General features: G+C 62.5%; 7 protein-coding genes and 1 pseudogene. 2 read left to right on the top strand and 6 right to left on the bottom strand.

Annotated elements, in window-relative coordinates:
- Nucleotides 1–35 precede the first annotated feature (35 nt).
- The 5 genes from J2X06_RS08560 to J2X06_RS08540 form a co-directional block, all read right to left on the bottom strand.
- Complete coding sequence (locus J2X06_RS08560) at nt 36–3,077, bottom strand: type I restriction endonuclease subunit R (protein ID WP_310060834.1); 3,042 nt, start codon at nt 3,075–3,077, stop codon at nt 36–38.
- A gap of 99 nt (nt 3,078–3,176) precedes the next feature.
- Nucleotides 3,177–4,610, bottom strand: coding sequence for a restriction endonuclease subunit S (locus tag J2X06_RS08555; protein WP_310060831.1), 1,434 nt, complete (start codon nt 4,608–4,610; stop codon nt 3,177–3,179).
- Nucleotides 4,607–6,463, bottom strand: a complete 1,857-nt coding sequence (locus J2X06_RS08550) for a DUF262 domain-containing protein (RefSeq protein ID WP_310060829.1) — start codon at nt 6,461–6,463, stop codon at nt 4,607–4,609. The genes J2X06_RS08555 and J2X06_RS08550 overlap by 4 nt, the downstream gene beginning before the upstream one ends.
- Nucleotides 6,460–8,439 carry a type I restriction-modification system subunit M gene (locus J2X06_RS08545; protein WP_310060826.1) on the bottom strand — a complete coding sequence of 660 codons (1,980 nt, stop codon included), beginning with the start codon at nt 8,437–8,439 and terminating at the stop codon, nt 6,460–6,462. The genes J2X06_RS08550 and J2X06_RS08545 overlap by 4 nt, the downstream gene beginning before the upstream one ends.
- Nucleotides 8,440–8,871: 432 nt before the next feature.
- Nucleotides 8,872–9,360 carry a GNAT family N-acetyltransferase gene (locus tag J2X06_RS08540; RefSeq protein ID WP_310060823.1) on the bottom strand — a complete coding sequence of 163 codons (489 nt, stop codon included), beginning with the start codon at nt 9,358–9,360 and terminating at the stop codon, nt 8,872–8,874.
- Between the two features lie 122 nt (nt 9,361–9,482).
- Between J2X06_RS08540 and J2X06_RS08535 the strand changes: the two are divergent.
- Nucleotides 9,483–10,432: pseudogene (locus tag J2X06_RS08535) on the top strand (SOS response-associated peptidase family protein).
- Between the two features lie 45 nt (nt 10,433–10,477).
- Here J2X06_RS08535 and J2X06_RS08530 read toward each other — a convergent pair.
- The gene (locus J2X06_RS08530; protein ID WP_310060821.1) at nt 10,478–11,638 is read right to left on the bottom strand and encodes a hypothetical protein; all 1,161 of its coding nucleotides are present in this window, start codon (nt 11,636–11,638) and stop codon (nt 10,478–10,480) included.
- 824 nt (nt 11,639–12,462) lie between these two features.
- On the opposite strand from J2X06_RS08530, the gene J2X06_RS08525 reads away from it, so the two are divergent.
- The gene (locus tag J2X06_RS08525; protein ID WP_310060818.1) at nt 12,463–14,286 is read left to right on the top strand and encodes a DUF1302 domain-containing protein; all 1,824 of its coding nucleotides are present in this window, start codon (nt 12,463–12,465) and stop codon (nt 14,284–14,286) included.
- Nucleotides 14,287–14,293 lie beyond the last annotated feature (7 nt).

Below are 14,293 nucleotides of genomic sequence, written 5' to 3'. Positions count from 1 at the left end.
AGCGCGCCACGGTGGAACTCACAACAGGTCTGGTTTCACCCCAGTCGCTGGCTCGGCCGGTTATCTGTAGGCGCCCTGTAGGTGAGCCCGAAGATCGTGTCCGCCAGCCAGCGCCTGAAACCGTCGTTATCGCTGTATTGCCGGAACAACTCGGTGTCGTCCTTCATCAGGGAGATTAATACGCGTCCGAGCGCCTTGTCGTGTTCGACCCTGGCGTTGTCGCGGCCGGAGTTCGCCTGCGCATTGCGATAGGCCTGATCGGCTGCAACGCGCTGCGGGATCTCCTCCGTGATTAGCTGACGCACGCGATCCGCATCTTCCCAGGTGACGTTTCCAAATTGATCGTTGAACGCCTTAAGGATGTTGGACAGCGGCTCCAGTTCGGGTGGTGCCTTGCCGCCACCGCCGGTCGCCGGCACGGGATCGACCGCACCGTCGGCGTCTGGAAGCGCGATGCGCATCGCCGCCTGTTTCTCGACCCGATAGCTGTCCATGTCGATGGTTTCGAGGATGCCGCGTGACAGGTCCTCTTCCTTCGGCGCCGGCAACTTAAGCACCAGGCGATTGAGGAAAATCGATAGCCGCTCCCAGTCCGCCTGCGTGTACGGCAGGATCGCCGCCAAGAACGCGTACACCCGCACGAAGGCCTTGGCCTTGCCCTTGAAGTCGACCTGCGCGTCCTCGTCCAGCTCGTTGTAGGTCGCCACGCATGCGTCGAGGATGGGATCCAGCCGTTCGCGTGGCGCAGCGGCTAGGAACAGTTCGACGAACTGCAGCACCTGTTCCGCCGAGTAAACCTGGTGGTCGTCGAGCGCGCTCTTCAGATCGTGCAGCTTGTCGGGGTCGGTTTCCTCGGACAGCAGCGTGGTGCGGTAGTACGGCTCGAACGACTCCTTGATGGTGTCGGCATCGTTCATGAAATCCAGTACGAACACCTCATCCTTCTTCGGATGCGCGCGGTTGAGCCGAGACAGCGTCTGCACCGCCTTGATGCCGGACAAGCCCTTGTCCACGTACATCGTGTGCAGCAACGGCTCGTCGTAACCCGTGAGAAACTTGTCGGCCACTACCAGCAGCCGATACGGGTCCTCGGCGATGCGATCGGAGATCAGGCTGGAGGCGAAGCCATTGAGGCTGGCTTCGGTGACTTTCTTGCCCGCATACTCATGCTCGCCCGAGAACGCGACGATGGCGCGGACCGGACTCTTGCGCTCGACCAGGTAGTCATTGATCGCATGGTAGTACTGGAGTGCGCGCTCGATGCCGCTGGTGACCACCATCGCCCGCGCTTGCCCGCCGATCTTCTGCCGCGCCAGCACGTCTTGATGGAAGTGGTCGACCATGATCTCGGCCTTGAGCCGGATCGCATGGTCATGGCTCTCGACGTAACGGCGCAGCTTCTTCTTCGCGCGTTTGGCGTCGAACTTCGGATCGTCCTCGATCTTCTTGATCAGCTTGTAGTAGCTGTTGACCGGCGTGTAGTTCTTCAGCACATCAAGGATGAAGCGTTCCTCGATGGCCTGCTTCATCGTGTAGCTGTGGAACGGACGGTGCTTGACCACCCCGTCCGGCTGCGGCATCGGTTCGCCGAACAGCTCCAGGGTCTTATTCTTGGGCGTGGCGGTGAAGGCGAAGTAGCTGGCGTTCGGCAGCAGCTTGCGCGCCTCCATCAGCTGGTTGATCCGGTCCTCGGTGGATTCTTCCGCATCCTCCTCCGTGTCCCGGCCCGTTCCTGTCAGCGCCCGATTCATCGCCAGCGCGGTCTTGCCGCCTTGCCCGGAGTGCGCCTCATCGATGACGATCGCGAAGCGCCGTCCCGCGTGCTCACTGCCGATCTCGTCCAGCACGTGCGGGAACTTCTGCACGGTGGTGATGATGATTTTCTTGCCGCTGGCGATGAAGCGGCGCAAGTCGCCGGAATGGTCGGCATGGCCGACGGTCGCCGCTACCTGCGCGAATTGCTTGATCGTGTCCTTGATCTGCTTGTCGAGGATGCGGCGGTCGGTGACCACGATCACCGAGTCGAACACCGGCTTGTCGTCCTTACCTTGCAGGCCAACCAGCTGGTGCGCCAGCCAGGCGATCGAGTTGGACTTGCCGCTGCCTGCCGAGTGCTGGATCAGGTAGCGCCGCCCGGCCCCACGCGCCTGCGCGTCGGCCAGCAGCGCCATCACCACGTCACGTTGGTGGTAGCGCGGGAAGATCTGAGTACGCTTCTTGCGTCCGGTCTTTTCGTCCTTGTTCTCGACGATCTGCGCGTAGTTCTCAATGATCCCCGTGAGGCTGGCGCGGCTCAGCACCTGCTTCCACAGATAGTCGGTCTTGAGCCCGGCCGGATTGGGTGGGTTGCCGGCGCCATCATTCCAACCCCTGTTGAATGGCAGGAACCACGACGCCTTTCCCTTCAGCTCGGTGCAGAACCGCACCTCCGCGTCGTCCACGGCGAGATGCACCAGACAGCGGCCGAAGCCGAACAGCAGTTCGCGTGGATCGCGGTCGTTGCGGTACTGCTCCACCGCATCGCCGACGGTCTGCTTGGTCAGGCTGTTCTTCAGTTCGAACGTCGCCACCGGCAGGCCATTGATGAACAAAGCAAGGTCGAGCGCGAGTTGCGTCGCCTCGCGGCTGTAGCGCAGTTGCCGGGTCACGCTGAAACGGTTCAGCGCAAACTGTTCCTCCGCCTTGCGGTTGCCGGGCGTTGGCGAGGCGTAGAACGCGGTGACGTGATGTTGACCGTGCTGGATGCCGTGGCGTAGCACCTCGACCACGCCGCGCCGGGTGATCTCTCCCTGCAGCCGCGCCAGGAACTTGCGCCGCACCGGCCCATCCTCGGCCAGGTGCGCCGCCTCCGCGACTGCCGGTTGGGTTGCCTGCAGAAATTCGGTCAGCTGTTTCAGGTCGACAGCGTACTCGCGCTCGTAGTCGCGCCAGTCGCCGAGGATCCAGCCGCCGCTGCCGTGCAGGCTGGCAGAGTCAATGTCGCCGCCGTCACGCTCGCCGCTGGTGGTCGTCAGTGCGGCCACGATCAGGTCTTCCAGACCCCGCTCGCTGATATCGGTAAAGCTTCCCGGACTCACAGCATTACTCCCCTTTTTTTGGCGTCCTCGGCGACGGCAACGTGGTCACTACATCCCGCAAACGGGAGGTGGCACATAAAATCCGCCCCCCCGCTACCCTCATGTCGACAGGTCCCCGGCTTCAGCAGGATCGGGCTCCATTCCTGCCTCGGTCTCGCCAACAGGGTCCTCGTCGGGTTCCTCATCTGCGCCCTCGTCGACCTCGGACAACCGCGCCGTCGCCTCGCGCACATCGAGCTTGCCGGTGACGACATCGGTGATCAGGCGAGTGCGGTATTCGCGGAGCAGTTCGACCTCCCTACGCACCTGGTTCTCCGCATTGTCGAACGGCTCTGTTTGTTCTGCGATGTAGCGCAGCAGCAGACGCTGCTCATCAATCGGGGGGGCAAAGATCGCCATCGAACCAATGTCGTCCATGTTGAAATGTCCCACCGTCGATCCCTGCGAAGCAACCCTGATTCGCGCAGCTGGTGGACCGGCATAGATCATACGGACAAGAAATTGCGGCTCGTATCGTTCCCGGTTCACCTTCATGAGAACTGTGCGTTGCCCAAGGCAGACGCGCACACCTTCAGGAACGACGCAGGCCTCGCCCACTGGTGCCTCACGAGTAAAGATGACATCTCCTGGCTCAGGCAGTCCGCGCCGCGTCCAATCGCGGAACCCATCGGATGTAGTGCCATATGTTCCTGCAAGGCGGAGCAAGCCATTGCGGACGGCGGCCGTACGCACGACTCTCAAGTGAGAATCGTCGACATAAGGAGCAGTCTTGTGCTCGCAATCGATGAGGCGGCGCAGTACGCGCTTCAAGGCGACTACTTCCCAATGCGCCGGCACTTCGTCAAGCCACTCGACACCGGAGGGCTTGAGACGAACACAGGGATCGAGGCCGCGGGTGACGGCGCGCTGGATGATGACCTGCTTCTGCTCCTCCAGCAGCTTGATCAGCTTCTGCTTGGCCTGAATTGCCCGCCGGATGCGCCGATCGGCATGATCGAGAAACCGAACAATGGCGGCTTGCTCCCCCTTCGGCGGCACGCAACAATAGATCAGCTTAAAGTGTTCAGGACGAAGGCTCCACATATCAGAGGTGATGCCATACGACCAACGCTCGGCTTCTTTCGCGAATGCGGGCGTGCGCAATAGATAGTGAAAGTAGCGAGGAATGGGTTCGCCAATCGGCCGCATGACGACATAAGCGGGACTAACAATTCCACGCAATTCAGAAACACCTACAGCACCTTGCCAAGCTCGCATCTTGTTGTACGCGACATCGCCTGGGCACACGAGCTTGTATGCGGATTTGTCCAACCTGGAGCTGTCTTTCTTTGAGCTATCCGACAGCAACTGCCGCTGCTCGATGACACCACGCTTGATCGTTACCGACAACATCTGCTCGTTGTCGTTGTCCCGCGCTTTCACTTCCGAAAAGACAGCGCGGTTCGGCAAGACGCTCCAATGGGCCGGCACTCCACCTAGCCATGCAACACCGGAGTCCTTCGACTTCGCATACGGCTTTAGTCCGGCAATCATCCCGCCACCTCGCTCAGCAGGTTATCGGGATTCCACACACGCTCAGCGATACGGTGGTACAGCTCGCCGCGCCGCTCCAGGTCGGCCTTGCGGAATGACTCATGCGGCGCAAACGGCAGGCCGCTGCGCGCGACGAACTGGACGAAGCCGGGGTTGTGCGCATAGCACTGCGGATGCAGCGAGCGCGCCAGCAGGTTCTGCGACAGGTAGTGCGGCAGCTTTTTGTCGAAGGCCAGCGCGCCGTAGCTGGCGTTGAAGCTCTTGGGCAGCAGCAGCAATCCGCCGAAGCGGTTGCGGTACTCGGCGAAATCTGCAGGTGAGCCGAACTCGTCGGCGTGGCGGCGCGGCTTGTCGGCCCAGATGTGCTCGACCTCGAAGCGGCCCTTGCCCTCGACCAGGTAGTCGGCGACAGAGACGTGCTTCCCGGACTGCTGCTCGACCCAAGCGGTCATGCGCGCCAGCAGAACCTTGATGTAGCGCTTGGACCACTGGTTGAGCGAGAACTGCTGCATGCCTTTGCGCAATCCGTCCTTGGCGCCATCAAAGTCGGCACCGAAATCGGCCAGCTTGCCCGTCAGCAGTTCGGCGAGCTGCTGCGGACTGCGGCCGCGCATCTCCTTGATGACGCCGAACAGTGTGTAGTTGAGCGCGCTGAAGGTCAGCGACAGGTAATTGACGGCGCGGCGCGCCAGCAATATGTCGAGGAACGTCGCCACGATGCGGATTTTGCGGTCGATGTCGGCGGGGCTGTCGCCGCGCTCCAGCGCGGCAAGCAGCATCGGGTACTGCAGGGTGAAGTTGAAGCAGGCGACGTGGTAGACCGGCTCCAGTCCGGGCAGCGGCTGCTGCGCCGCCCGGCGCAGGCGCTCGTAATGGCGAAGGTAAAACGGCATCTCGTCGTGGGTCAGGGCGAAACATCCAGCGCTGGTGCCGATCGCGAGCGCCTGCTCGTGGTCGCCGACCCAGCGGTGGAACTCGGTGCCAATCTTCTCGAAGTCCTCGTTTTCCGAGCCGCGCTTGCGCTCGCGCACGGTCTGCGCATGCCGGCCGCGCAACCAGGCCTTGACCGCGTCAGCATCTTCTTCCTTGCCAAGCTTGCCCAGGCTCTCGATGCGCTCGCGCCATGCGGTCGCGGCGAGATTGCGCTTGTCGGCATCAGTGATGTTGGACAGCAGGTAGCCCTTGAGCATATCGAGCGGACTGAGCGAAAGGCCGCGGTCGTTCATGGTCTCGAAGATGGTGTAGGCATCCTCGTCGTTGGCCGCGGCAATCTCCACCAGGTGCACGTTGTCGACCAGCCAGTCGCAGAAGAACGGCAGGGCGCGGTGGTCGATATCGGTCTCGTCCAGCAGATCGCCCAGGTCGTTGAATCGGGCGACGATGGTCTGAACGGATTCGGACGCGGCACCAAGATCCGGCGCATCGCCCTTGAACAGGGCTTCCATCGCGGCGGCCCGCTCGGGCACGGCAATGTTAAAGCTGCGCTCGCCATACTTCTCGACGTAGATGAGGTCTTCCAGCTTGACCCGGTCGGGGCGCTCGCCCTGGCGGACCTGCAGCAGCATCAACAGCAGCGTCAGCGTGGTCAGGCGCTGCTGGCCGTCGACGATGAACAACTGCGAGTCGCGCTGGCTAAGGATGATGGAACCGAGGAAGTAATGGCCGTACTGGGCGACCGCCTTGCGCTCGTGGTCGCCGTCGTAATAGCTGAGGAACTGCTCGGACAGGTCCTCGAGCAATTCCTTGACCTGCTTGCGCTGCCAGCGATATTCGCGCTGGTAGTAGTCGATGGAATAGCGCTTGCCGGAGAGCACGTCGCGTACGGCCTTGGCGTGACCTTCGATCCGCCTCATGTGCGGGCTCCGATGATGTCGGCCAGCAGGCCCTCGCTTTCCCGCTCCAGCGCGGCGATGTCGGCGCGGATCTCCTCCAGCGTGCGCAACGGCGCCGGCTGGTAGAAGTAGCGGGTGAAGCTGATTTCGTAGCCGGTCTTGACGCTGTCGGCCACGTACCAGGCATCGCGCGCGTGCGGCAGCACTTCGCGTTGCAGAAATGCCTCGATGCCGCCTGTCTCCAGCAACGGCACCTGCTCGGTGTCGCGCAGATCGGGGTCGGGCTCGTATTCCACCACGGCCGGCTTTCCGTTGAGGGTGACGGCGAACAGTCCGCGCACGGGATCGGCCGTGGCGCCCTTCTTGTGGATCTTGCGGATGACCGGGGACGCGTCCTCGCGGCGTTCACAGGCATCCTTCAGGGCCTTGATCTCCTTCGGCGTGTAGGCGCGGTCCGACTCGATGCCGGCCAAGCGCAGCGGACGCTCGACCGTAGCCTTCCAGTAACCAAGCGCAGCGTTGTCGAAGATCTTTGATTGCTCGGTTTCCTCGAAGCGCAGAAACGTATCGATGATGCGCTCGAGGTCGTCGGGCGAAAGCTCGCAGTTCTTCTTGCCGAGGTTCTTGCGCAGCGGGCGGAACCACTGCGTGGCGTCGATCAGCTGCACCTTGCCCTTGCGGTGAGCCGGCTTGCGGTTGCCCAGCACCCAGATGTAGGTAGCGATGCCGGTGTTGTAGAACATGTTGAGCGGCAGGGCGACGATGGCTTCCAACCAGTCGTTCTCGATGATCCAGCGGCGGATGTTGCTCTCGCCCTGCCCGGCGTCACCAGTGAACAGGCTGGAACCGTTGTGCACGGTTGCGATGCGACTGCCGAGCGGGGTGCCCTGCTTCATCTTGTTCAACATGTTGGCCATGAACAGCATCTGGCCATCACTGGAACGGGTGATCAGCGAGTACTCGGGATCGTCGCTATGTTCGATCAGGAAGCGCGGGTCCTTGATGCCTCCCTTGCCGCCCATGCGTTCCGCGTCGCTTTTCCAGCTCTTGCCGTATGGCGGATTAGAGAGCATGAAATCGAACTCGCGCCCGGGGAAGGCGTCGTTGGACAATGTGGAATGCTCCGGGCCACCGACGATGTTGTCGGCGGCGTCGCCCTCGCCTTTCAGCAACAGGTCGGCCTTGCAGATGGCGTAAGTTTCGGCGTTGATCTCCTGGCCATATAGATGCACTGACACTTGCTTGGCATGTGCGGCCGCCAGCTCCATCAGGGTTTCCTCGGCCACCGTCAACATGCCACCGGTGCCACATGCGCCGTCGTACAGCAAGTAAGTGCCGGATTCGACCTGGTCGGCAACTGGATCGAAGATTAATCGCGCCATCAGCTTGACGGCGTCGCGCGGGGTCCAGTGCTCGCCGGCCTCCTCGTTGTTCTCCTCGTTGAAGCGGCGCACCAGTTCCTCGAACACGGTGCCCATCGCGTGATTGTCGAGCGCGGGTTGGCGGATTCTGCCGTCGGCGTCGCGCACGGGCTCCGGACCGAGGTTGATCGCCGGATCGAGCAGTTTCTCGATCAGCGTGCCCAGCGCGTCGGCCTTTGACAGGCGCGGGATCTGGTTGCGGAACTCGAAATTGTCGAGGATGTCCTGCACGTTGGGCGAGAAACCTTCCAGATAGGCCTCGAAGTCGGCGCGCAGTTTCTGCTGGCTGGCACGGTTGCGCAGGTCGCGCAGGGTGAACGGCGAGGTGTTATAGAACGCCTGCCCTGCGGCCTGACGTAGCGCGGCGTCCTGGTTGGCGATGCCGGCCTTGTCAAGATTGGCCCTCATCTGCAGCACGGCCTGCTTGCTTGGCTCGAGCACAGCGTCAAGCCGGCGCAGGACCGTCATCGGCAGGATTACGTCGCGGTATTTGCCGCGGACATAGAGGTCGCGCAGGACATCGTCGGCGATGCCCCAGATGAAATTGGTGATCCAGCTGAGCTGGGTCGAATCCATGGTGGTTCCTTATTCGCAGGCAAAATGTCGTCGCATCTGAAAAAACTTTTGATCGTTGGTGCCCTTACGCACCTGGACGGGCGGGATACGGGCATAGCCGACGGCCCGCGCAGAGCGGTCGGTGAGCACGGTCATCGCCTTTTGTGGCACCGTCTTCGCAATAATGCCTGATCGGCGTCTCAATTCAGAGATCGGCACCTCTGCTGACCGCAAAAATCCAGCAGCACGCTGGTGTCGATGAAAACCAAGGCATCAAGCGCCTTCTGGACAGGCTTAGCCTTTGCCGTAGTTTTGGTGGTTTTCTTCACTGGCATTGCCGCCATCCCCGTCGCGCCATTGTTTCGCGCCACCGCCATCGGGCGGAGGAGGCTTGGCTGGCCGAACGATAACAAAACCGCTTGGCCTGCCTCGCTGACTCCACCTCGCAGGCATCTAACGCTGTACGCCGGTCTCGACCTTCCGAACATAGTGGAGAGCCGGTAATCCTGACACTCGGTCCGTAATGGTTTCCGGCTCGGTAGACAGCACCTGTTCGGCCACGCGCTGCGAGGCCGGATTGTCAACGCCTACTACCGCCTCGACGTAAAAAGGCGGATTGCCGGCAAACCCGTTCTGGAGCTCCGTAATGGCGGCGCGAAGCACATCCCGCGCACGCCCCTGGTTGCGATACTTCGCCGGCACCGCGTAGCCAACCTGGAAACAAGGTGAGTCGTCGATGGGATCCCCGATCACGAAGCTGGCGTAAGCGGTGACGGTTCGACCTTGCAGCCGCACGTAGGTGAGCCTCGGCCTCCCGTCCGCGTTATCGGCAAATACATGGATTTCGGGATCAATGCGGCCGCGCTCCAACTCAACGCCGCTCTGTCGGAGTTCTTCTTGAAACGATGCCATGGCCAGAGAGGGGTCGGTCATCTGGGCCATGGGCACTCCAAGTGGCGGGCAGCGGAAGTTCTCATCCTCGCCGATGGGTGTCGATGCTGCAATGCAGTTGCAGACCGCCTCCGTCTCATCTGGTGCGACAGCTCCGGGGGTATATTTCGGCCATGTGCTATTCCGCCCAGATCCGCCAGGACTACCGCAAGTACGTGAAAGCGTACGGCGCTGACATCAGCATCCGCGACTTCGTGCGCCTGTACTGGGAACGGAAGGCCAGCGCCCAGATCAAGATCCCCAAGGCCATGGACGCCGCCTTCGCCAATCCGCAGTCCGAGGACGAGCGGGAGATCCGCGCTCTGATCGACGAGTTCAACACCCAGCAGGCGACCAAGCTGGAGCAGGAACTGTTCAAGCAGACCAAGCGCCGCGCCGATGCCGAGCGCACCCTGCAGACCAAGACGACGAAGAAGGCGCAGGAAGACCTGCGGATCTCGACCGACAAGATCGAGTGGGCCAAGGGCATCGCCGCACCAACCTGATCGACGAGGACGAGCGGATCTTCCCGGGCTGGTACGCCCCAGTGCTGATCGTCGAGAACGGGCGGCGCGTGGTGAAACCGATGCGTTACCAGTGCCGGCTGGCCGGCAAGTCCGCCGACTACGACCGCCTCTACCCCGGCACTTACAACGCCCGCCGCGACAACCTGGAGGGCTTCTGGGGCGGCACCTTCGGCTACACCCACGGCATCACCGTGGTCAGCGCCTTCTACGAGAACGTCAGCCGGCACAAAGCCGAGGGTCGCGAGCTGGCGCCGGGCGAAAAGGACGAGAGCGTCGTGCTCGAGTTCCGGCCATCGGAGCCGCAAGACATGCTGGTGGCTTGCCTGTGGTCGCACTGGCGCGATCGCAATAACGAGCCCGAGCTGCAGTCGTTCGCGGCGATCACCGACGACCCGCCGCCGGAAGTCGCGGCTGCCGGCCACGACCGCTGCATCATTCCGATCAAGCCCGAGTACGTCGACTCCTGGCTCAGCCCGGACCCGAAAAACCTCGCCGCCCTGTACGCGATCCTCGACGATCGTTTCCGCCCTTATTACGAGCACAGTTTGGCCGCATGAAGCGCGGCGGCGCTCAGCGGACGCCCCGCAGGTTCGCTCCCTGGCCTAAGCAGTCTGAGAAGACATTGGCCAATTTTCTGCCAAGCCGAACACATCGCGTAGTGATAAGCCATCTGAAAACCTGAGCGAATCCTCGATCAACTCGACATGCGGGAACATCCGCATCTCGGTCGGCATGGGCCGACGTGCCCAAGGGTGCAAGTAGATCAACTGCTGACATGTCGCCAAGTTGTAGGGATTCAAGCCCCTAAAACTCCACAAACCACACGCACGCCGCCCGCGCGGCCCCTTCGGATCCCGCCAAGCTCCATTCGGCACTCGGGTAATCGATGGTTGGGCATCGACATCACCGACACGTAACGTAATCAGTTCGTCCCCGAACAAGGCATCAACTTCATCGTGGTAGGAGAGAAATACGGAGTCGTAGTTGGCGGCGATAAGTAATGGTCGATCAAGATCGCCGTACCGCCCAGCCTTGAAGATGACCGCCTCGCGCAGCGATGATCGCGCGTCAACCATATGGGCTCCCGTGCTCATCCCACCCACCAGAGTGGTGCTCGTCCCTCGCCGTTCTGGCGGTAGTGGGATGGCGGTAATCCCAAGCTTCCAGCCATCATGGCTCCATGTCGTATGCGGATAGCCGGACTCCCGGTTGGCCGTAACTTGATCCGGGTCCAGAGAATCGAGCCATTCATGTATATCGGCCAAGCATTTGGCCGCTTTGGGTGGCGTCTTCGGAGCGCCACTTCCGCTCAAGAACACATAGAAGTCTGGATGAGGCTGACGTGCAAGCGCATCCTCAACGACCCCGATCCGCTTGCGCGCACCAGCCACAACCCTGCCCTTCTCGGCCGTGAGTACCGCCTCCAAATAGAACTCGTCGCCGAGCGGGGTTGTTACGAGAAAGTCCGGTCGTCTTTGACTGCCTGGCACCTCGGGATGCGCCCGCAATGCATATCCTTGGCGTTTCAGTCCTTCATGCAGCAGCAACTCGAAAGTGGCCGATGCGAAAAGGACGTCGTCACCGCTTTGGATTCTTGCCATAAGCTCGTCGGCGTCGTTCTCTGGAAAGTGCGTGAGACACACGGACAGAATTTCACGCGCGCGCTCTATCTCGGGACGCGCCGAACGATCCAGAAACGCAAATTGCGATTCTTCATTCCGCCTGGGACTGTCATTGGTTCGGCAATAGTCGGAGAACAGCATGTTTCTTCCCAAAAGTTTGGCGCTCACCTTGCCCCTCGCCAAGGCCCGCTTGGTTGCGCCTAATACCCTACCGTCATTTCTCCCTCAACTTTCGCGCATGCCGCCTTGGTTTGGGGCGATTTCCCGCAGACCAGGCATGATGGGCCGTGCGCGGTTGATCCGCGGCATCTGGGCGTGTAGCCATGCCTGCACCCACCGCCGTGCCTGGCGGGGCGTGCCCGCCACCGCCTCGTGCTGCAACCGCTCCGACCACAGCAAGCCGACCCGCGTTAGCCAGCGGCCGTCTGCGAGCAGCTCGACGGCGCCATGGGCTCGTCCTTGCGGATCCAGCAGGTATCCGGCGCAAGGGCCGCATGGGGCGCGACATGAGCGGCACGATTTCGTCTTCGCCAGCGCCAAGTCTTGCAAGCGAGATGTATGGGACAGGGAACAGCGCGGCAGCGGCCAAGCAGTCACAAGCGACAGCGACCGAAGAAATAGGTCAGCACTGCGCCAGTACTGAGCGGCGGTGGCGGTGGTTTTGAGCCGCGCAGATGAACCATCTTCACCCAGGCCAAGCTGTTCACAGAACTGTCCGGCGGGCAGCTGATCGCCTTGTCCTGAAATGATAAGCCAGTGTCTCAATCTGGTAAGAGCCGCGCCACCGCCCTAGCTATAGTCCAACGCAATCGCCTCCTTTGAGGGGCTCCCCGTCCGGGAATTTCGCGGCGCTTAAAACGCCGGTCCGGGCGGGTTTTTGGATCACAACAGGGGGAGGGGTGAGTTTGAAGTCATTGCATGTAAAGAAGGCGTCACCTAAGACGTCAAAGCGCCTGCTCAGCGCCATGATCGTGGCGTCGCTCGCGGCCACCGGCAGCGCCGGGGCCATCGAGATCAACACCGGCAACCCGGATCTGGTCCTGCGCTGGGACAACACGATCCGCGTCAACCTGGCCAATCGTGTCGAGGGCCAGGATCGCGAGATCATCAACAGCCCGAACTTCGACGATGGCGACCGCAATTTCGATCGCGGCATGGTGTCCGAGCGCCTCGACCTGCTGAGCGAGTTCGACCTCATCTGGCAGGACCGCTTCGGCTTCCGCGTCAGCGGCGCCGGCTGGTACGACGCAGCCTATGAAGACCTGGACAACGACCACCTGGTCTCGTCCAACCACCTGGTCAACGGCCGGGCGGCATTCGGCCTGAGCGACGAGACCGACCGCTACTTCCACGGCCCGTCGGGCGAGATCCTCGACGCCTTCGTGTTCGGCAAGTTCGATATCGGCGGGGTGCCGGTCAACGTCAAGGCGGGCCGCCACACCGTGTTCTGGGGCGAGGCCATGCTCAATCCGGTGCACAGCCTGAGCTACGGCCAGTCGGCGCTGGACCTGGGCAAGCTGTTCTCGGTGCCGGGCACCGAAGCCAAGGAGCTGTTCCTGCCGCGCGAAGCGGTCTCGTTCCAGGTCCAGCCCACGCCCGAGCTCTCCTTCGCCGGCCAGTACTTCTTCGACTGGGAGCAGGCGCGCATCCCCGAGTCCGGCTCGTTCCTCGGCTTCAACGATCATCTGCTGCGCGGCGGCGAGTCCTTCATCTTCGGCGCAGCGGCAGTGACCGCGGCCAACCCGCTGGGCGTCAACCGCCTGGTGCGCGGCGAAGACAGCGATCCGGACAAGCACGGCGACTGGGGCATCTCCTCGCGCTGGAGCCCGCAGTGGCTCGACGGCACGCTCGGCGCCTACTACCGCGAGACCGCCGACATCCTGCCGCAGGGCAACGCCACCCCGGCGGTACGACCCGGCACGCCCCCGGGCCTGTGCCGCGCACTGGGCGCGGCGCCGCTGGGCCCGCCGACCTCGACCACCTGCTACATCAACCCGTCCGCGGCGACCGTACCGGAAGTCGTGGGCGGCACCATCGGTCGCTATGCCGCCGCTTACGCCGACGACATCAAGATCTACGGCCTGAGCCTGTCCAAGAACCTGTGGGGCGTCAGCTTCGGCGCGGACCTGAACTACCGCGAGGACATGCCGCTGCTCAGCGACACCGTCAGCGTGTTGCCGGCATCGTTCGCGCCGTTTGCGGCGGTCCTGCCGCCGGGCAGCTTGTTCGCCCCGCCTGCGGAAGGCGAAAGCGGCGGCGCGCGCGGCAACACCTGGCACGGCGTGCTCAACGGCTTCGCCACCTTCGCCGAGTCGCCGGTGTGGGATTCGGCCAACCTGATCATGGAGCTGGTCTGGAACCACTGGAGCGACGTCACGCAAAACGCCGCCGTCTTCAAGGGTCGCAGCAACTACACGGTCATCGGCCCCGCCGGCACGCCGGTGACCCCGGCGGACAAGGTGACCAAGGACTTCTACGGCCTGGCCATCAACTTCAATCCGACCAAGTACCAGGTCTTCCCGGGCGCCGATCTGTCGCTGCCGATCAGCTACTCGCAGGGTCTGAGCGGCAACTCCGCCGTAGTACTGGGTGGCAACGAGGATGCCGGCAGCTATTCCCTGGGCGTGGCCATCGACCTGCATTCGAAGTACCGCTTCGATCTGAAGTACGTGGACTTCATTGGCGAAACCACCGCCAACCCGGCTGCCCAGATCACCTCCAGCGGCGGCGCCAATTCGCTGCTCACGGACCGCGGTTTCGTGGTCTTCACCTTCAAGACCACGCTGTGACGGTCCT

Origin of the sequence: Lysobacter niastensis (genome assembly GCF_031457115.1) — a bacterium.
In the GTDB taxonomy this organism is placed as follows: Bacteria; Pseudomonadota; Gammaproteobacteria; order Xanthomonadales; family Xanthomonadaceae; genus Lysobacter_J; species Lysobacter_J niastensis_A.
The sequence above is the reverse complement of the archived record's forward strand: the minus strand, read 5'-3'. Positions and strand labels throughout refer to the sequence as shown.

Coding starts and splice junctions, on each gene's coding strand:
- J2X06_RS08555 (WP_310060831.1), bottom strand. CDS start 4,610: ATGATTGCCGGACTAAAGCCGTATGCGAAGTCGAAGGACTCCGGTGTT.
- J2X06_RS08550 (WP_310060829.1), bottom strand. CDS start 6,463: ATGAGGCGGATCGAAGGTCACGCCAAGGCCGTACGCGACGTGCTCTCC.
- J2X06_RS08545 (WP_310060826.1), bottom strand. CDS start 8,439: ATGGATTCGACCCAGCTCAGCTGGATCACCAATTTCATCTGGGGCATC.
- J2X06_RS08540 (WP_310060823.1), bottom strand. CDS start 9,360: ATGGCCCAGATGACCGACCCCTCTCTGGCCATGGCATCGTTTCAAGAA.
- J2X06_RS08530 (WP_310060821.1), bottom strand. CDS start 11,638: ATGCTGTTCTCCGACTATTGCCGAACCAATGACAGTCCCAGGCGGAAT.
- J2X06_RS08525 (WP_310060818.1), top strand. CDS start 12,463: ATGATCGTGGCGTCGCTCGCGGCCACCGGCAGCGCCGGGGCCATCGAG.